At 45.0% G+C, this 17,854-nt stretch carries 22 protein-coding genes; 20 read left to right on the top strand and 2 right to left on the bottom strand.

The window, feature by feature from the left end; all coding sequences use genetic code 11:
* The first annotated feature begins 1 nt into the window (after position 1).
* From NYE58_RS21370 to NYE58_RS21280, 19 genes are all read left to right on the top strand, one after another.
* Positions 2-214, top strand: coding sequence for a hypothetical protein (locus NYE58_RS21370; protein WP_076219189.1), 213 nt, complete (start codon positions 2-4; stop codon positions 212-214).
* Complete coding sequence (locus tag NYE58_RS21365; protein WP_076219190.1) at positions 211-540, top strand: phage head closure protein; 330 nt, start codon at positions 211-213, stop codon at positions 538-540. Before NYE58_RS21370 ends, NYE58_RS21365 begins: the two co-directional genes overlap by 4 nt.
* The gene (locus tag NYE58_RS21360) at positions 540-965 is read left to right on the top strand and encodes an HK97-gp10 family putative phage morphogenesis protein (RefSeq protein ID WP_076219191.1); all 426 of its coding nucleotides are present in this window, start codon (positions 540-542) and stop codon (positions 963-965) included. Before NYE58_RS21365 ends, NYE58_RS21360 begins: the two co-directional genes overlap by 1 nt.
* Complete coding sequence (gp17, locus tag NYE58_RS21355; RefSeq protein ID WP_076219192.1) at positions 965-1,345, top strand: tail completion protein gp17; 381 nt, start codon at positions 965-967, stop codon at positions 1,343-1,345. Before NYE58_RS21360 ends, gp17 begins: the two co-directional genes overlap by 1 nt.
* 5 nt (positions 1,346-1,350) lie before the next feature.
* The gene (locus NYE58_RS21350; RefSeq protein WP_076219193.1) at positions 1,351-2,145 is read left to right on the top strand and encodes a hypothetical protein; all 795 of its coding nucleotides are present in this window, start codon (positions 1,351-1,353) and stop codon (positions 2,143-2,145) included.
* Between the two features lie 5 nt (positions 2,146-2,150).
* The gene (locus NYE58_RS21345) at positions 2,151-2,498 is read left to right on the top strand and encodes a hypothetical protein (protein ID WP_076219194.1); all 348 of its coding nucleotides are present in this window, start codon (positions 2,151-2,153) and stop codon (positions 2,496-2,498) included.
* Positions 2,499-2,521: 23 nt separating this feature from the next.
* Positions 2,522-2,794, top strand: coding sequence for a hypothetical protein (locus NYE58_RS21340; protein ID WP_076219195.1), 273 nt, complete (start codon positions 2,522-2,524; stop codon positions 2,792-2,794).
* Positions 2,791-7,275, top strand: coding sequence for a phage tail tape measure protein (locus NYE58_RS21335; RefSeq protein WP_076219196.1), 4,485 nt, complete (start codon positions 2,791-2,793; stop codon positions 7,273-7,275). Before NYE58_RS21340 ends, NYE58_RS21335 begins: the two co-directional genes overlap by 4 nt.
* Positions 7,272-7,865 carry a phage tail domain-containing protein gene (locus NYE58_RS21330; RefSeq protein WP_076219197.1) on the top strand — a complete coding sequence of 198 codons (594 nt, stop codon included), beginning with the start codon at positions 7,272-7,274 and terminating at the stop codon, positions 7,863-7,865. The genes NYE58_RS21335 and NYE58_RS21330 overlap by 4 nt, the downstream gene beginning before the upstream one ends.
* A gap of 12 nt (positions 7,866-7,877) precedes the next feature.
* On the top strand, positions 7,878-8,273 hold the full coding sequence (locus NYE58_RS21325) for a phage tail fiber protein (protein WP_076219198.1): 396 nt from the start codon (positions 7,878-7,880) through the stop codon (positions 8,271-8,273).
* A 14-nt stretch (positions 8,274-8,287) separates the two neighbouring features.
* Positions 8,288-11,014, top strand: coding sequence for a hypothetical protein (locus tag NYE58_RS21320; RefSeq protein WP_341002986.1), 2,727 nt, complete (start codon positions 8,288-8,290; stop codon positions 11,012-11,014).
* A 13-nt stretch (positions 11,015-11,027) separates the two neighbouring features.
* Positions 11,028-11,621 carry a hypothetical protein gene (locus NYE58_RS21315; protein WP_341002985.1) on the top strand — a complete coding sequence of 198 codons (594 nt, stop codon included), beginning with the start codon at positions 11,028-11,030 and terminating at the stop codon, positions 11,619-11,621.
* 1 nt (position 11,622) lies between these two features.
* Positions 11,623-11,730, top strand: a complete 108-nt coding sequence (locus NYE58_RS21310) for a CD1375 family protein (RefSeq protein WP_256719044.1) — start codon at positions 11,623-11,625, stop codon at positions 11,728-11,730.
* Between the two features lie 79 nt (positions 11,731-11,809).
* Positions 11,810-12,064 (top strand): hypothetical protein, encoded by a 255-nt coding sequence (locus NYE58_RS21305; RefSeq protein ID WP_341002984.1) that lies wholly within the window; start codon positions 11,810-11,812, stop codon positions 12,062-12,064.
* A 151-nt stretch (positions 12,065-12,215) separates the two neighbouring features.
* Positions 12,216-12,620, top strand: coding sequence for a hypothetical protein (locus NYE58_RS21300; protein ID WP_076218673.1), 405 nt, complete (start codon positions 12,216-12,218; stop codon positions 12,618-12,620).
* Entirely contained in the window at positions 12,620-13,468 is an 849-nt protein-coding gene (locus NYE58_RS21295) for a M15 family metallopeptidase (protein ID WP_076218672.1), read from the top strand. Before NYE58_RS21300 ends, NYE58_RS21295 begins: the two co-directional genes overlap by 1 nt.
* Positions 13,468-13,743: a holin gene (locus NYE58_RS21290; RefSeq protein WP_076218671.1), complete on the top strand. Its 276-nt coding sequence runs from the start codon at positions 13,468-13,470 to the stop codon at positions 13,741-13,743. The genes NYE58_RS21295 and NYE58_RS21290 overlap by 1 nt, the downstream gene beginning before the upstream one ends.
* Before the next feature lie 70 nt (positions 13,744-13,813).
* Complete coding sequence (locus tag NYE58_RS21285; protein ID WP_076218670.1) at positions 13,814-14,332, top strand: phage distal tail protein; 519 nt, start codon at positions 13,814-13,816, stop codon at positions 14,330-14,332.
* Between the two features lie 12 nt (positions 14,333-14,344).
* Positions 14,345-16,375 (top strand): phage tail spike protein, encoded by a 2,031-nt coding sequence (locus tag NYE58_RS21280; protein ID WP_076218669.1) that lies wholly within the window; start codon positions 14,345-14,347, stop codon positions 16,373-16,375.
* Here the strand turns inward: NYE58_RS21280 and NYE58_RS21275 are convergent.
* Positions 16,372-16,872: a stalk domain-containing protein gene (locus NYE58_RS21275; protein WP_076218668.1), complete on the bottom strand. Its 501-nt coding sequence runs from the start codon at positions 16,870-16,872 to the stop codon at positions 16,372-16,374. The two genes, NYE58_RS21280 and NYE58_RS21275, sit on opposite strands and share 4 nt — an antisense overlap.
* An 87-nt stretch (positions 16,873-16,959) precedes the next feature.
* Here NYE58_RS21275 and NYE58_RS21270 point away from each other — a divergent pair, with 87 nt between their 5' ends.
* Positions 16,960-17,169, top strand: coding sequence for a hypothetical protein (locus NYE58_RS21270; protein ID WP_076218667.1), 210 nt, complete (start codon positions 16,960-16,962; stop codon positions 17,167-17,169).
* Here NYE58_RS21270 and NYE58_RS21265 read toward each other — a convergent pair.
* Positions 17,161-17,691 carry a hypothetical protein gene (locus NYE58_RS21265; protein WP_341002982.1) on the bottom strand — a complete coding sequence of 177 codons (531 nt, stop codon included), beginning with the start codon at positions 17,689-17,691 and terminating at the stop codon, positions 17,161-17,163. The genes NYE58_RS21270 and NYE58_RS21265 overlap by 9 nt on opposite strands.
* Positions 17,692-17,854 lie beyond the last annotated feature (163 nt).

Here is a 17,854-nt window from a genome sequence, read left to right as displayed (position 1 = left end):
CATGGAATATCCCGTATTGAAGAAGTTCAGGGATAAGGGTTCAGGTGATATTTATGAGGTTGGATCGAAGTACGAAGCAGAAGCTGACAGAGCTGCTGATTTACAGAGGCGTGGATTTATCGGTAAAAACGATGATGAAAAATCCACTAAGCGTACTGCCCGTAACACTTCGCGATCCCCTGAGAAGAATGACAAGGGAAATGATGAAGCATGACCGTCCTAGTCAATCGACTTGATAAGCGAGTGGCCATCTTTCGCCCTCCTGGTGCAGACGATGTAGATGACTGGGGGCAACCAACAGACAATTGGATTGAAGTAGCAAAGCTATGGGCTGGCATAGAACCTCTTAGAGGGCAGGACCGAGCTGCTGCAGCACAGGTTACCGCTGATGTTACTACCCGCATCCGTGTAAGGTACCGTGAAGGAATTGATCGGACGATGGTTGTTCGCTACAAAAGCATTGAGTTCGAGATCCTTTACATCATCCATCCATCTTTCAATATGCAAGAACTACAACTCATGTGTAAGGAGCGTCAGTGATGGTACGTCGGAGTTCAAGGTCAAATATTCGTGTGGATGGTGCAGATGAAGTGATTCGGCAGCTCAAGCGAGCTAATACTGAGATCACAAAAGAGATTCGAGACCTTATATCAAAGGCGGCTGAGATAGTATTTCGTGAGGCTGATTCAAGAGTTCCAATCGGTGAGACTGGCAAAACTCGATTCTCGCTGCAGATGAATATAGGGATATCGAAAAAAGGTAACTATTACGCAAATGTATCTGTAGGGGCACGCAATGGAGATATCTCCGCGTCTGCCCCTTTTTACGTTACCTTTTACGAGTATGGAAGCAGTCACCAGCCACCACGCCCGTTTATGAGACCCTCATTGGATAAGAGCAGGGCAAAGGTTCGAAAGCTGCTCATAGAGGGCGTCAAGGCTGTGGTTGAGAGAGTAGGTGCCTAATGGCTATAGAAACAAAATTGAGAGATTACTTGCTGTCCATCAAAGAGATTCAATCGGTTGTCGGCAATAGAATTCATCCCGGCTGGCTGCCTGAGAAACCAACTTATCCAGCCATCGCTTATCTTCAAATATCAGGAGTAGCACATCATAATATCCCGATAGCTTATCCCAGATTTCAATTCTCTGTATTCTCAACAAAATATAGTGAGGCGAAGGAATTAGCAGAGGAGATACGAAGTGCCCTCCAACGTTACAAAGGGAGCATGGGCGGGGTTAGGGTGTTGCAAGGCGTATGGGAAGGCAGCAGGGACATGTACGAGAGTGACACAAAGCTCTATCACATAGCAACAGATTTCAAAATCATTTACAGGGAGGAATAACAAAAATGGGACGTAATATGACAACAGTTCAGAAAGCAAGTTCTATCCGTTTCGGTTCCGCAAAGTTCGAGGTTGGCGAAGATGTGAACAGTCTCATTGACCTTGGGGCGATGAACGGCATTGTTTTTGAGGAAACATGGGATGAGATGACAGTAACTAGCGACAATGCAGGTGTAATCAAGACAGGTATTAACAACCACGCAGCTGGTATTGAGGGAGACTTGATGGAAATCAACCTCGCCACATTAGCGACAGTTCGTGGTGGAATAGACAAGCTAGAAACCATCGCAGGAACTCCAAAAACAATTACTGGAGAATCTGTTACATTGACCAGTCAAGTTCAGAAACGATTGCTTAACAAGAATGGAGCCGGCACAGTCGTTACAGCGGTAACGGTTAAGAAAGGAGCGACTACGCTAGTGGATGGCACGGATTATGTTTTGGCTGTTGATAGTGCAGGTTATACCGTTATTTCCCGTACTGCTGGCGGTGCTATCGTACCAGGTGACGCCGTGACGCTTAACTACACATTTACCCCACTTTCTGCACAACGTTTCCTCTCAGGAGGTCTGGGTACCTTCAAGCCGCGCGTTGCTCGAATCACTAACTATGATGATGAAGGAAAGAAATTTCAGATTACAATTTACAAAGCTACACCAGAAGGTGGCTTAAATATCACCTTTCCTGAAGCGGATGCCGAGGATCCTGCAATGACGCCAATTCGAATGAACGGTACTTTAGATTCATCCAGAGCTGTTGGCGAACAACTATTCGAAATCTACGATGAACAGGGAGTGTAATAATAATGTCAAAACAACCAACAATTCTTGACTTAGATAAAGTTGTCCCTGCCGAACGTATCGTTATTCTGAGCGGGAAGAGCATTGATGTATCTCGCATTCCTTCCCGAGTAACTTTGGATATTGCAAAAGATCAAGACAAACTAAAGAATGGTGGGGATGATAGCTTTTCCGCTGTTCTCAAACAAATCATTTGTATCTGTAAGCCATCTTTTCCTGAAATCACTGAGGAATGGATTGTTGACAACACTGATTTTGAACAATTAATAAAATTGATAGATTTCGTTCTAGCTCCACTGAAGGAGAGAGCAGGCGACGAATCAGGAAAAAACGAGGTGAGCCCCAGCCAATAGAGCTGGGGCGTATTTTTGCGCGAATGGGTGCAATGTACTCCTGGGCAACACCTGAATATATGTTAGATCACATGTCCTTTCCCCAGATCATGATGTACTACGATTACGGGATGGAGCATGAAGAGAATAAATCGAACATCTTGGTCGGCCGCATTGGGGTCGGCCTTTTTGGTGCGAAAGAACAGCCGAAGAAGGAACGCCGAGTTCGGGGAGATGGCAATCAAACGCCAGATCGAGCGGCATTCCGTGAGAAGTATGGTAGCCGCATCAAGCGGCCGGAAGGAGGGGAATCATGAGTTTACTTGGCAATCTAGTCATTAACATCTTGGGGAATAACACTGGCTTGGATGATGCAATGAAACAAGCGCAGAAGTCAGTAGATAAGTTCGGCAAGGGTATGGCTGATGTAGGTAAATCTTTGACGTCACTCGTGACGGTTCCTCTCGTTGCGGTCGGCGGTGCTTCACTTAAGGTTGCATCTGACTTTGAATCTGCCTTTGCAGGCGTGAGAAAGACGGTTGATGCTACGGAGGCTGAGTTTGCTCAGTTACGTGATGGGGTCCGGAATATGGCGAAAGAGATGCCTCAATCTGCATCTGACATCGCAAGAGTAGCCGAAGCGGCTGGACAGTTGGGTATCAAAACTAGCGCGATCCTCGGATTTACTAAGACGATGGTTGACTTAGGCGTTGCAACTAATATGACCAGTGACGAAGCTGCCAGTGCTTTAGCACGACTAGCGAACATTACTAAGATGCCACAGGACCAATTTGACCGACTGGGCAGCTCGATTGTTGCGCTTGGTAATAACTTCGCTACTACAGAATCTGAAATCACAGATATGGCTTTACGGCTGGCTGGTGCGGGCTCGCAGGTTGGTATGTCTGAGGCTGACATCTTAGGTTTAGCAGCTGCTCTATCATCTGTAGGTATTGAGGCGGAAATGGGCGGTTCGGCAATTTCTCGGGTTATGGTCCGCATGCAAGTAGCTGCATCAGGAATGAACAAAATGGATGCTCTCACACAAGCGACAGGCATGTCACTCCGAGATCTGCAATTACTTGCAGACAATAACAGCAAGGAATTTAAAGCCTTGGCGGATGCTTTAGGCATGACTCAAACTCAAATGGGTAACATCGTTGACGGTGGAGTCGATTTACAGAACTTCGGTAAGATTGCGGGAATGACATCAGAGCAATTCAGCAAAGCATTCAAAGATGATGCTGTTGGTGCTCTTGGTGCATTTATTAACGGACTAGGTGATGCAGATTCAGCAGGAACCTCCGCTATTAACATGCTGGAGGAAATGGGCATCTCTGAAATCCGTCTTCGGGACAGCTTACTGCGTGCAGGTAATGCTAGTGAGTTGTTCGCAGGGGCTGTTGATCTATCAAATAAAGCATGGGATGAAAATTCGGCGCTAACCCATGAAGCAGAGCAACGTTATAAAACATTTGCCAGTCAAATGCAGATTCTTAAGAACAAATTGAGCGATATCGCTATAACTATCGGGGATGCTATCATGCCTGTGGTGCTAGAAGCAGTCAATTCCATGCAACCACTGATCGACAAAATTGCTAGTATTGCTGAGAAATTCGGTTCGCTCAGTCCAGAATCGCAAAAGTTGATTATCACGATAGCGGCAATCGCTGCTGCTATTGGTCCGTTGCTTGTAATTCTAGGACATGTTGTTAGTTCGGTTTCTGCTTTAATGCCAGTGTTCGCTGCGCTAACAGGTCCGGTCGGGCTGATAATCGCAGGTGTCGCAGGGTTGGTGGCTGGACTCACCTATCTTTATAACACAAACGAAACCGTGCGAAATGCTATAAATTCGGCGTGGGAATCCATAAAAAATGTCGCTCTTTCTGTATGGGGAGTAATTAGTGATTTCATCATGGGTCAGATAGATAAGATTAAAAAGTTTTGGGATGAAAACGGAACACAGATTCTGCAAGCAGTGACAAACGCTTTTAATGCAATAAAAAAAGTTATCGAATTCATTATGCCAGCCATCTTGTTCATCATCGACATGGCATGGACAGCCATCAAGAATGTTATCAGCGGCGCTTTAGACATCATAATAGGTCTCATTAAGATCTTCACCGGACTCTTTACAGGGGACTGGAGCAAGATGTGGGAAGGCATTAAGCAACTGCTCGGTGGCGCGATTGATTTTATCGTGGGTTTAATGACACTCAACTTTCTTGGTGGACTGAAGACGCTCTTCACCAACCTATTAAAATCTGGTGTTGGCTTAATGAAGAGCATGGGTGAAGGGATAGTAAATGCATTCAAGGGATTGCAGTCCTCATCCACGGGTTTGATTTCTAAGATGGTTAGCGGTGTTCTTAATTTCTTCAAGAATATGTTCACTGAGGGAATTGGGATCTTTACTAGGCTTCGGACGCTGGGAGCATCTATTTGGGAGTCATTATCCCAAGCGGTTGTTGGAGTTGCAAAGGGCATATGGAATAGCATAACTGCTAACTTTCAAGGAATGCTCAGTAGCGTTAAAAATATCTTCGGCACGATTCAAGGAGTCATTGAGAGTATATGGGGCAAGGTCATGTCTTTCTTCAAAGGTATCGACCTCGCTAAAATCGGTAAACAAATCATGCAAGGGCTGGTCAATGGTATCGGCAGTATGGCGAGCGCTGTGGTGGATAAAACCAAGGAAGTAGCCACCAAAATCAGTGACTCGATTAAAAACTTCTTTGGTATTCATTCGCCTTCCCGGCTGACAACCGGCTACGGAGAAAACATATCTGAGGGTCTTGCTGTAGGGATAAACAATTCTAAGGGTAAGGCTAAAGCGGCAATCGAACAGCTAACTGGTGAGACTGGAGCAGCAGCTGCCAAAGCCGCAGAGAAAGTAACTAAGGACGCAAATAAAGCTTCTGGAAAAGCTCAAAAGGATGCTGCAGCAGCTGCAACCAAAGCGCAGAAAGCAGCAGCGGCGGCAGCAACTAAAGCAGCAACGGAAGCAAACAAAGCATTCAATGCGGCCTTAGATACGGCTCAATATAAGTACAAAATGGGTGAGTTTGATGAAACGGCTTATATCGCCTCTCTCGAAAAGGTCAAATCTGCATACGCAAAGACCAGTGCCCAAATTCAGACGATTAATCTTGCAATTAAAAAGGCAAATGACCAGATCGCCAAGGAAGCTGCTGCTGAGGCCAAGAAGCAGTTTGAAGCCTCCAAGACGTACATCGAGGCTAAGAAACAAGCCAATGAGATATCCCTTGAGCAGGAGCTTGCGGCATGGGAGAAGCTTCAAACTCGCTATAAGGTTGGCACCACTGAGCGCATTGCTATTGATAAGCAGGTCAATAAGATCCGGACTGATCTTGCCAAAGAAGCAGCGGCAGAAGCAAAAAAGCTATATGACGAGCAGGTCAAATCAATTGAAACACTTAGCACAGCTGCCGTAACTGCTCTAAAGGCTCGGTATTCAGCAGAGGAAAAGGTCGCTACAGAGGCCTTACAAAAGCGCATTGACCAGCACAAGGCAGCATCAGACGCCATCATTGCAGGATATGACGCTGAATATCAAGCGATGATTAAGACACTTGACGCTCAGACTCAGGCACAATTACTGGGCTTGCAAGATCAGATCGACAGCATCGAGGGTCTGACTAAAGCTGAGGACAAAGCCTCAGAAGAAGCTGCCTATCAAAAGAAACTGGCTGATAAACAGAAAGAATTAACTGATGCCGATACTGCTGAATCAAGAGCGAAGATACAGGAAGAGCTTAATGATATGCTCGCCGAGCGGGAGCGGAAACACCTTCTGGAACAGCGCCAGGTTCAGATTGATGATCTGAAATCTGAAATGACTCGGATTAAGACACAAGGTGAACAAAAGGCTGAGCTTCTGAAACAGGAATATGAGACTAAGAAGAGCACAGAAGAGAAGAAGGCTCAAGCGACCACTGACAGCCTTACTGCTCAGATGGATTCTACTAAGACTCATTACACTGCGCTCAACACCGAAGAGGCTTTACAAGCTGAGGTACGGCGTTTGATGCTCGACAGTAACAATCAGGAGCTGATCGACCTACTAGCGGAATATAATCCGAAATGGCAGGATGCTGGGCAATCCTTCGGGGAGAGCTTATTGAGTGGGCTTAATAGCACCAAGAACAGCATCAAGGCAGCGGTGGATGAGATCCTCGCTACGGTGGGGAAAACAGCAAAGGCGGCGACCTCATCAACGAACATGTCTAATGAGATTGCCTATCTTAATAGCTTGTTGGCTAACGGTACGGCCGCACAAAAGAAGTGGGCGGAAGCTCAAGCCAAGGATTACGGTCTACAGATCGTCAATGGTGTTATTAAAGGCATGCAGTCAGGCACCGCGGCAATCAACAACGCGGCAGCAGCCACGGCTCAAGCGGCAACAGATGGCATAAAGGACACGCTAAAGATCAAGTCTCCAAGTCGCGTAATGATAGCTATTGGTGAGTTTATCGGCAAAGGATTAGCGCTAGGTATGGAACGGCAGATGTCAGCGGTCGAAGGTGCTGCACGGGACATGGCAGATGCCGCCGCTATGGATCTGAGCTCGCCAAGTCTCAGTGCAATTGACAGCCGTATTCAGCCGTTAGCGAACGATACTAGAGCTTCCAGTGGAACACAAGGCGGCTTGCTGGGTGACAGAGAGATGATCTTACACAATAATATCTATCTGGACGGCAAGCAGATAGAAACCAGTGTATCCCGCCGTCAAATGAGTTCGCTCACTCGGGCAACAAGGGGGCTAGGATTAACATGACAAGTAGTATCACTCTCGGAGGTATTCGGGACGTAGATCTAGGGTTTCGAGTGCTTGAGGAGACCAAAGACCCCTTACTCCCTAGCACACGAGATATGAATGTAGAAATAGCTGGTAAACACGGGCAATATGACTTTGGCGCGGACCTAACGGAACGCGTCTTTTCTTTTTCTTGTGCATTTGTTGCGGATGGTACTAATTACGATTTGCCAAGTGCAGCAGGTTTGCAGCAACGGGTAAGAGCTCTTGCAAGGCATCTGACTGATGCTAATGGTAGACCGAGAACATTGGAACTAAGACGTGCTTTTGAACCGGATAAGTTCTATCTGGTCAGATATGCTGGATCGGCTTCATTGGAGAGGTTGATATATAACAGCATTGGTATGTTCGAATTGGAATTGGTTGCTTTTGATCCTTTCGCTTATTCGGTTCAAGAGCATATCACCGAGCAAGTGCTTACTACCTCACCGACAACGCTGATCATTCAATCAGGCGGCAATATCCGTTCAAAAGCAGTTATTATCTTGACCAATAATGGGCTCAATACTCTGTCGGATTTCAGGATTACAAATGAATATCAAATCGAATAGGAGGCGTTAATCTTGAACGTATCAAATTATTTAGCTAGTGCATTGCTGAATCAGGTGTTTAGAAATACGAATTATACACGCCCAACAACTGTACACGTCGCTTTATATACGAGTAACCCCACAGCAGCGGATACAGGTCAAGAGGTGACAGGTGGAGCTTACGCACGACAGGCTGTAACTTTTGGCGCCCCTGCGGTTGTGGGAGGCATCCAGACAATTAAAAATAGTGTTGAGATTGCCTACCCTGTAGCAACTGCTATATGGGGGCAAGTCACGCACATAGGAATTCGGGACGCAGCAACAGGTGGAAACCTATTGTATTATGGACCGCTAGGTGATCCACGCAGCATTTTAGTAAATGACATTTTTAAATTTTTGGTTGGTCAAATCGCGATTGATTTAAGCTAAGGAGGGTGAATCTATTGGCACAACAAACTATGTATCCAGCGATAGCCAATTCGCCGGGAACTGAGCTATCAGCGGCACTCACGGTAGCAGCTACAACAATAGCTGTGGTAGATGCAACAAAGCTGCCAGCAGCCCCAAACGTGTTTACAATCGGAACTGATGAGAGTTCAGAGACTATTCTTTATACGGGAAAGTCAGGGAATTCTCTAACAGGGTGTACGCGGGGATTTGATGGAACGACGTCAAAGGCTTGGGTTATTGGTTCGAAGGTTGCCCGTTATTACACCGCCTACGATCACGAAGCATTTCGCAAAAATTTAACGGACCTTTCAGGAGTAACCAACGAATCTACAACTGATGTCATCCTATCAGCTGGACAGCAAATTCTAAACGCAACAAAGAACGCTAGACTAAAAGGATTAAAGGTACAGGGTAGGACGTTAATAGATTTACTTGGTGGGGCTGGGAGTGGAGAGAGTTTAACGGGGTGGTCGTTGGCTGGGTCAACACTCCCGGCTATTTCTACCGCTCAGAAAAAATCGGGTGCTTCATCGTTTAAGATGGCATCGGGTTCAACAGGCGGGAGCTACATGACGCGTGACTTCTCAGTTCAAATTGATAAGGCGCTGCAATATGTATTTGGTGTTTGGGTATTTATTGAGTCCTACACTGCGGGAGCCCCGACAATTGCATTATATGATATGGGGACAAATACAATAAGATACTCAACCTCTCCAAACACAAGTATTGTTGGTAGTTGGCAGTTTGTACCTCTTAAATTACCAGTAAACAATTCTTTGGTTGGCAATGGGTTGAGGATTGTAGTTGGTTATGGAAGCGCGGGAGCAAGCACGGTATATTACGATGAATTACGCCTATACGCCGTATCCGCAACAGACTATGCAGCCATCGGAACCACGATCACAGGCGCTGCTATTGATGCTCTATTGCCTTATGTACCTCCTGGTATTAATGGAGTAGATGGGTTATATGTACGGAGATATGGACGTAATCTGTTGCCACCATTTACAGATAAGGCATGGTCGTTTAACCCGAACGCTAAGGCAAACGGACCATATCAGAGCGTGTTAACAGCTACTGCTGAGTGGCAAGCAATCAGTTGTGCTGTTCCTGTAATGCCTGGGAAAACGTACTATTTAAGTATTGAGGGTATAACGGCTAATAGTGGGGCAGTAGGAAGTTATTTGGATAGTAACAAAAAGAATGACTTAGCTGTTCTTAGTGGTGGATGGATTCAAAATCAGCCACTTACTGTACCAGAGGGTTATTACTATATATTAATAAATTTGGCAAGTAACCAGATAGGGACATACAACTTCAACAATCCACAACTCGAACTAGGCAGTGTCGCTACACCATTCCAGCCCCGCGAAGACTCTCTTATCGCCTTTGGTGGAGTAGAGTTACACGCTAGCCCAAATGACGGCAACGAACCGGATATACTGCGTGAGGTTAACGGACGGTATGAGGTGACGAGGTTATGGCGTAAATCCAATCTTGTGGGTGACTGGTCGTGGTTATTCGATACGAATTACACAGGTTTCAAACGTGTACGCGTTATTTTACCAACTTCTAGTGGCATAAACGCATCAGAACGAGTGACTAAGTATAACGGATACCCTTTATATCCTTCAGCGGGTGTTTATTCAGCTGCTGATCAATCAACACTTTACAATGGCGTATTATACATTACTATTGCCAACACAGACTCCGGTTGGGGGGACTCCTACACTCCTACACCTGACGAAATTAAGGCTTATTTTAATGGCTGGCGGATGTACAATGGCGCTAGCGGAGTGGCTACAAATCCATATAACGGTACGGCCGGACAAACAAAAGGATGGGTCGAGATTTTGAGTGCTGGCAATCCGGTAGGAGTATTACCAACAACAATACCTTCGGGCTGGACACCGTATCAACTTCTATACCGTCTAGCAACACCGACCACGGAGACGGTACAAGAGGATGGCGCTCTTTCTCTGCTCGAAGGCGATAACTTTATCGAGGTAGGCAGTGGTTATATATCGAGGGAGCCTGCGAGACCAAAGAAAAATGCTCTATCAGACGTATACTACATTGGACTCAATGACGCGGGTAATGGAGGAGATTCGAACCTTAAAAAACGTGCCTCCGAAATTAAACAAGTATTTAAAAATGGTCTGCCTGATTTTTGGAATATTGATAAGTTAGCAGACGGTACATGTTATGCATGGACGGATAATTACGATACAGCTGCTACCTACAGCGTCTCTTACATCAGCCTAGATAAATCCCCGGTGTCAAGCATAACAGGGGTGTATGCAGCCACTGAAAAGGGACAGCTACATGATCTTACGGATGGAGTAACTGAAGCTCTAGCGCGGGTATCCGTCGTTGAAGCAAAAAAAGCGGAGAAGGATGCAGGGCCTTGGATTACACCGTCCGCAGTGCTAAGCGGATTTACTGCCTTCGATTTAGCTTATCGCGTGAATAAAGGATTTATTGAATTTCGTGGGTACGTATATTACAACATTACTGACGTACCAGCGGGTACAAAGATTTTTAATTTGCCGACGCAGTTTCGACCTGTGCGAATCACTAGAATGCTTACATCCTCATGGACATCAAAAGTAGATCCAACGTCGAGCGCAGTGTCAGTAGGTGTAAATGGAGATATAACAACAGAGGTCAACGTAAAGCAAAATATTATATTTGATGGTCTACGGTTTCCGTTAGATTAAAGGAGGCGATATCATGAGAAAAGCAGTATCGAAAGTAGACCTAAACGGACTGTATATAGAAGATGTAGAACCGGACGACTCTTTAATAGGGGTCGTCCCTATTTATGCCCAGCCAGTGCAGGAAGAAGCTCCTGAGCTGCCGGGAGATGAAGAGATCGAAGATGAACCGGACACGCCAGAAGAACCAGAACAGCCAAGAGAGATCATCGGTTATCTTGTAGGTGTTCCGATGCCCACCGGATTGTATCATCCTCGATTTGATCTATTAGCATGGGAAGCATATCAAGACGCTGTACTAGAAGCACAGAGTGACTATGTAGATGCAATGCATGATTGGCAGGAGAGTTATGCAGAAGGCGTAGAGCAAGGCGAGCAGCCTATTTATACGTCACCTACGATACCAGACAACCTTTGGGTCGAAGGCTTAACACCAGAAGAGATTGCAGAAAGAATAAAGCCTGGCGAACGGACTGAAGTTGAGAAACTACGTGCCGAGAATACAGAACTCAAGCTTGCTCTGACGGAACTTGCTGAAGCTCAAGAGGCTGATAAAACAGAGATGCAACTAGCACTCGCTGAAATCGCTGGTTTGATTGGAGGTGAGTAATGTGGCTAAAGTATATTTTGATTTGATCCAAAAAGACTTGAAGACAATTGATGATGTACCGTTGCGCTGGAAAAGTACAGTGCAAGAATTATTAGATGAGGCTGTGTAGGATAAGAGGTTGCAGTAACATCTTCTTCCATGTCAAAATGAGTAAGTTAAGACAGAGATTATGGCAGGAGGAAAATGAAATGGACGAATTAGAATTATCGAAAGACATATTGAAAGCTAGAGAGAAAGCGATGAAAAATAGCTTGAAGGCTAGATTACGACTAGTAATTCCACTTTCTCTTATGCCCCTATTAACAGTTGGATTACTAACGTTTTTTTTACCAGTGTATCTAGCCTCACATGAGATTAAGTGGATACTATATGCTGGCCTGTTTACTTGTGCAATGATTTTTTTAGGTTATTTTATGTACAAATACAAAACAAGAGATCTGTAATTTTTTACCCTAGCTATTAAACTAGGTTAATTCCGTTTTGGAGACTAACATGCAATAGGACACGCCTATAACGGGCGTGTTTTTTCTTATGCCCTCGGATCTCCGGGGGCTATTTATATTGAACAATAGATAGAGAGAGAGGAGTTGTTTTATGTCCATTGGGGGAGGAAATCAGCAAGGAGGGGCTGGAGGTGTAGCAACCATGGAGAACCGATTGGAAGATGTGGAAAAACGTCTAGTGGGTATGCAGGATGAACTTTTTGTTTTCAGCCAAGAACATCTTAATTTCACTACGGAATTGCGTTTGCTGAAAGAAAAACAGTCCCGGCACGAAGAAGATGTAAAGCAAATAAAGGAATCCACCATTGAAATGAAAATCCAGTTTAACGAGATTATGCGGCGGTGGGATACCTTGGATGCACGTATGTTCCAGCTGTTACAGCAGTCGCAAACAGATAGTAAATCTGAGCGAAAAGTATTTATTGATCTACTTAAATATGTATTGGCGGGTACGGTGTTTGCCATTATTGCTTTTTTATTTAAAGGAGGGTTGTAATGCTAACCTTAGATCAAGTAAAGAGTAAATCATCTAAACGCCTGGTCGGTCTGCATCCGGTCGTACTGGCTGCTGCGACAGTTTTAATTGAACGCTGTTACGCTCGGGGAGTGCCTATTGTTATTACTCAAGGATTACGAACAATTGCGGAGCAAGATGCTTTGTACGCGCAGGGACGCACTAAGTCGGGAAGCATCGTCACTAATGCTAAAGGCGGGTACAGTTACCACAATTTTGGTTTGGCTGTTGATTTCGCTTTACTGCTGCCTAATGGGTCCAGTGTTTCATGGGATATGAACCGAGACTACAACGGAAATAACATCAAAGACTGGATAGAAGTGGTGGAAGAGGCTAAGAAACTCGGCTTTGATTGGGGCGGTGACTGGACATCATTTAAGGATTACCCTCATTTCCAAATGGTCTTTGGCTTAACACTTACTCAACTGAGAGCTGGTAGCAAACCATCTGAAACAGCAATGGCAAAAGCAACGGCTAATATAGATCGACTAAAAGGGGAGGCAGAAGAAGATATGAGTAGAATTGCAGAACTGGAAGAACAAGTGAAGGAACTAGCGAAAGTAGTATCTGAATTGACCAATAGCAAAGATGTACTTAAACAAGCTGCAACAGAGCAAGGAAAGAGTATTGCTAATGTTTTAATTAGGGTAGATAAGTTGGAGGGCAAGGCTAGTCTAACTGAAATACCTGCTTGGGCAAAGGATGCTGTACAAGCTGCTTTTGATGCAGGATTGATTGATACACCAACTGGTGGCAGTTTAGACTTCTACCGAGTAATAACGGTACTTGCCCGCGCTGGACTCTTGATTACGAGATTGGAGGATAAATAATGGACAATCAAAACTTAACTGATGTACTGGCGTTCGCTTCGGTGATCGCTGTTTTTGTGTTGGCAGGAGTGCAGTTCGTAAAGACTTCGTTTAACGTGCCTAAAAATATATTGCCCTTGATAGGATTAGTTATCGGCCTGTTTATCGGCGCAGCTGCTTATCCGTTTACAGAGTTAGGCTTAGTGCTTCGATTATGGGCTGGTGGTCTAGCTGGACTATCAGCAACGGGATTGTTTGAACTAGCGTTTAGTAAGAGGGATGGAACGACTAAATAATGACTTAGCAATTAGTACGCCCTACCTGAATGGTGGGGCTTATTTTATTTTCAGGGAAAGGAGCGTGTCTATGTTTAATAGAGGATCATTTAACCGCATTGCCTTTAACCGTGAATTTTCAGTATTTGTGTTCGGAAGTGCTGTCCTGCGTGGTGATGGCAATCTGAAAGCTGGAGCCAACATCATTGCAACTGGATCAGCGGCTCTACATGGTGAGGGAGGATTGAAAGCAACATTTATACGGGAGATTAGTTTCGCTGCCAAGATGACCGGAGAGGGCGGCATGAAAGCTACGTTTATCCGGGAACGTCTACACCAAGCCATCATGCACGGTATTGGTACCCTAACCGCAAACGGGAGTCGGTATCATTTGGACGAGATCGAATTCACCGGATCATTTGCTCCTGGTGATCGCATAGTTATTGATTCTAAAAATCTCACGTTTACCAAAAACGGACAGAACGCCCTGCACATGATGGACGGAGATTTCTTCGACCTTAACCTTGGCAATAACAACATTGTCTACACAGACCCAGCAACTGGCCGTGAGATATTAATCCGGATTACACACCGGGATAAATTCATATAGGAGGGACTATAGATGCCTAAAGCACCAGTAACAATTTATGACGCTCAGATGCGGCGTGTGGCTTTACTTGAGAACGCATTTAACATCGAATACAGCATGCCACTTAACTCGTTATGGACAGCTGCCTTCAGCTTGCCGGGAGATGATCCCAAGAACGCAGAATGTAAGCCATTTTACTTCGTAGAGCTATACGACAACAACGAGCGAGTGGAGTTATTCCGCATCGTTCCAAATACCATGAATAGGAATCAAAGTGGTCCAGTTATCAAATATGAGTGTGAGCATGTGCTTGCTACCTTGCTGAATGACGTATTATTTCAATCTCATACAGTCGGCAACCTTGGCGTATACACAAATCAAGTAATTCAGTACATCCTTTCCAAGCAGGTGGTACCACGCTGGAAACTTGGAACAGTCGGATTCGGTCGGCAGTTTGAATACAATTGGGAGAACGACACGTTGCTCGGGGCATTGTTCTCAGTGCCGAAGCCTTTCGACTCTGAATATCAATGGACTTGGGACACCACATCATTTCCATGGACTTTGAATCTTGTGGAACCAAACGAAGAGGTTACGGCTTACATTCGGTACGGTGTAAACATGACTGAGATTGAGAAGGTAGTGGATCCAACTAACCTATGCACTCGGCTATATGGCCTCGGATTCGGTGAGGGTGTTAATCAACTAACATTCGCAGATATCAACGGCGGGTTACCTTATATAGAAGATGCAGCAGCTCAAGCTGAGCACGGTATACTTTCATCCATCTTTGTAGATAGACGCTTTGAATATGCAGAGACACTACTTGCACGATGTCAGACGCTGCTTAATGAGCTCAAGGTTCCGCGTATCTCCTATGGTGTTGGAGCCTCTGAAATCCACCGTTTGACTGGACAGCAAATATATAAGTTTAAGACTGGTTCGAGAATAAGAGTGAAGGATGACGAGCTTGGAGAGGACTTTATTGCTCGGGTTGTTAATGTTGGTAAAGGGGATATGATCGGAGCTCCCGGTGATGTTCAGATCGAGATCGCCAACCGGACAGAGGATATTGCGGGTAGTATTGCTGATCTGCAGAACAGGCAGCACATAAACGATTCTTATGCTCAAGGGGCTACAAATCTTGATACACGGGACTTTGCAGATAACGCAGATCCTACGCACCCAGCCATCCTAAAGTTCTATGTTCCAGAGGAAACGGCGCGGATTAACAAGGTCATGTTGTCGTTTCAGGTGGAGGCGTTTCGGGCTTATAGTAAGTCAATTGCCTCGGCCCCGTCAGTGTCTTCCGGTCCAAGCAGTACACAAACAGCGGGACCAAGTACCAGACAAACAGCTGGGCCGAGTTCAAGGGAGACGGCGGGTCCGAGCACGAGAGATACTGCGGGACCAAGTACAAGGGATACATCAGGTCCGAGCAGTCGAAATACAACGGCTTCAGGTGGAGCAGTGATTGATACTCGTACAGGGACATACAAATTTGAGCCAGATTTCGCGCCAGATCCCACAACATATGAAGGGGGTCACAATCACGGACTGGCTAATGGGACACAATTGGCTACATCTGGCGGGGGATTTGTTACTTGGGTCGCTCATGCGGGGCATACTCATAACCCTGCTAACCATGGACATAGGATCGACCTGCCTAATCATACACACGATATGGATCACACACACACAATGGATCACACGCACGCGATGGATCATACACACGATATGGATCACACGCACGATATGAGCCACACCCACAATATGGAGCACACGCACCAGATTCCAGCACATACGCATGGTATCGAGTATGGTATTTATTCAGGTCCTATACCAACGTCTTTAACAATAACAGTAGATGGAAATGTTATTCCGTTTAACGAGACCAGCGGGGAAGAAATCGACATCATTCCATATCTCAGTAAGGATGGAAGCGGGAAAGTAGAACGGGGGAAATTCCACGAATTAAAAATAGCCCCAGACAGTCTGGGGCGTGTAGTAGCAACTGTAGTTTCTCAGATATTCGTGGCTTCGAGAGGCGGGGGGAACTATTAAAGATCTTCTACAGATAAGACTCGAGCATCAATTAGTGGCGAAACGTCGTAGTTGTACTGTGAGTCATAGGGGAGAGCGTATTTTTGATCTCCGATAATCAGATTTCCATCCAAAGACAAACTCAGTTTGTTGTCTGTAGGAGTGGCATAATCAGGATATTTCTTTGCGAGTAATTCAATTAACGTGCGGCCTTTTAATAGTGTCTTTGCTTTCAGTTCTGTACTCACATCAGTTCCTCCTTTCGATTTAAGATCAATGGATTTTTTCGTATTGTCATACTCCAGCCCATAGCCTGTCATTTCAGCTACTTCGCGTACTGGTAGATATGTAGTGCCTTTATATACAAGCGGATCATTCTTAAGTGTTTGCTTCTGACCATCGACTGAAAACGTAAATTTTGCAAGGGCAGCCTGAACAGTCTGAGTGGTCGCAGCTGCGGCCATTCCTGCCGAACCGATTAACATGCCGGCCACTAATCCGATGATTGCTTTCTTCAAGATACTCAGCTCCTTTAATTTCATATTACCATATATTACGGTAAATGTTGGGAGAAGGTTTACACTAAATATTAGGAGGTTTAAAGAATGGAGACAGCGGAAAATTTAAAGAAGCTTTATGAGATTACAAAGGTAGCGGAGAAACAATTAGAGTCCCATTTCAAAGACTCTGAATATAGACCGATCATAATTATGATGAGAAGGGACGGTGCGTATGATCATGGGGTGTTGGCGTTCGCTTTAGGGGCGCATGTAGTTTCAAACCATGACCATAGTATCGGAAAATTTTCAATATAGAGTGATCTTTCGAAGGACCCTAGCGGGAGGAATGATCAACAGTTCAAAGATTGGATTATCTGTAAACGTACCACTCCAATATTGTTCTGCATAATAAGTAGTGTAAAGTAATGAAGGAACGGATTCGCCCATCGCCAACCAAGAGGCATCTACTTTTATTGTGTTTGTATTATCAAATTCAATTTCGTACAAATCACAAAAATCACCCGTCTTCAACTTTCCAGCCCATTTAGTCGCTTCATTTACAGTCTCAGAAGCAAATATTGCTTGGAAACGGGATATTTTATCAGGGAACTTGAGGCGGCGTTCATACTCAAAGATGCTTTCGATAAATGCGCTTTGAAATATATTGGCGCTGAGAGTACTTGCATAAAATTGATCGCCATGACTTGTCAGCCCTTGGGGGTACTCCTTATGAAGAATTGAATTTAAGAACGGTGGCTTAATGTCATTAAATATCTGTAGCCCAATCGTTTGTCCTACACTCATTTCATTACGTCTATCAAGTCGGTAAGCAATCATGTAAAACCCTCCTTATGTATTCCCAGTAACAATTCGTCATAGAGGTGAGCGATCCCTGTTAAATCATTTACAGATTGTCCCAATCATGATATTGTGTCAATACACGTATTGGAAGCACCGAAGTGTGCAGTCCGAAAGTATCGGCAAACACCCCTTGTTAGCT

Origin of the sequence: Paenibacillus sp. FSL L8-0708 (assembly GCF_038009325.1) — a bacterium.
GTDB classification, from domain to species: domain Bacteria; phylum Bacillota; class Bacilli; order Paenibacillales; family Paenibacillaceae; genus Paenibacillus_AQ; species Paenibacillus_AQ odorifer.
The sequence above is the reverse complement of the archived record's forward strand: the minus strand, read 5'-3'. Positions and strand labels throughout refer to the sequence as shown.

What these genes read in the sequence shown, in the direction of transcription:
- NYE58_RS21360 (WP_076219191.1), top strand. Translation starts at nt 540, where the DNA reads ATGGTACGTCGGAGTTCAAGGTCAAATATTCGTGTGGATGGTGCAGAT.
- NYE58_RS21315 (WP_341002985.1), top strand. Translation starts at nt 11,028, where the DNA reads ATGAGAAAAGCAGTATCGAAAGTAGACCTAAACGGACTGTATATAGAA.
- NYE58_RS21270 (WP_076218667.1), top strand. Translation starts at nt 16,960, where the DNA reads ATGGAGACAGCGGAAAATTTAAAGAAGCTTTATGAGATTACAAAGGTA.
- NYE58_RS21285 (WP_076218670.1), top strand. Translation starts at nt 13,814, where the DNA reads ATGTTTAATAGAGGATCATTTAACCGCATTGCCTTTAACCGTGAATTT.
- NYE58_RS21300 (WP_076218673.1), top strand. Translation starts at nt 12,216, where the DNA reads ATGTCCATTGGGGGAGGAAATCAGCAAGGAGGGGCTGGAGGTGTAGCA.
- NYE58_RS21365 (WP_076219190.1), top strand. Translation starts at nt 211, where the DNA reads ATGACCGTCCTAGTCAATCGACTTGATAAGCGAGTGGCCATCTTTCGC.
- NYE58_RS21305 (WP_341002984.1), top strand. Translation starts at nt 11,810, where the DNA reads ATGGACGAATTAGAATTATCGAAAGACATATTGAAAGCTAGAGAGAAA.
- NYE58_RS21265 (WP_341002982.1), bottom strand. Translation starts at nt 17,691, where the DNA reads ATGATTGCTTACCGACTTGATAGACGTAATGAAATGAGTGTAGGACAA.
- NYE58_RS21345 (WP_076219194.1), top strand. Translation starts at nt 2,151, where the DNA reads ATGTCAAAACAACCAACAATTCTTGACTTAGATAAAGTTGTCCCTGCC.
- NYE58_RS21280 (WP_076218669.1), top strand. Translation starts at nt 14,345, where the DNA reads ATGCCTAAAGCACCAGTAACAATTTATGACGCTCAGATGCGGCGTGTG.
- NYE58_RS21340 (WP_076219195.1), top strand. Translation starts at nt 2,522, where the DNA reads ATGGGTGCAATGTACTCCTGGGCAACACCTGAATATATGTTAGATCAC.
- gp17 (WP_076219192.1), top strand. Translation starts at nt 965, where the DNA reads ATGGCTATAGAAACAAAATTGAGAGATTACTTGCTGTCCATCAAAGAG.
- NYE58_RS21350 (WP_076219193.1), top strand. Translation starts at nt 1,351, where the DNA reads ATGGGACGTAATATGACAACAGTTCAGAAAGCAAGTTCTATCCGTTTC.
- NYE58_RS21290 (WP_076218671.1), top strand. Translation starts at nt 13,468, where the DNA reads ATGGACAATCAAAACTTAACTGATGTACTGGCGTTCGCTTCGGTGATC.
- NYE58_RS21295 (WP_076218672.1), top strand. Translation starts at nt 12,620, where the DNA reads ATGCTAACCTTAGATCAAGTAAAGAGTAAATCATCTAAACGCCTGGTC.
- NYE58_RS21335 (WP_076219196.1), top strand. Translation starts at nt 2,791, where the DNA reads ATGAGTTTACTTGGCAATCTAGTCATTAACATCTTGGGGAATAACACT.
- NYE58_RS21330 (WP_076219197.1), top strand. Translation starts at nt 7,272, where the DNA reads ATGACAAGTAGTATCACTCTCGGAGGTATTCGGGACGTAGATCTAGGG.
- NYE58_RS21370 (WP_076219189.1), top strand. Translation starts at nt 2, where the DNA reads ATGGAATATCCCGTATTGAAGAAGTTCAGGGATAAGGGTTCAGGTGAT.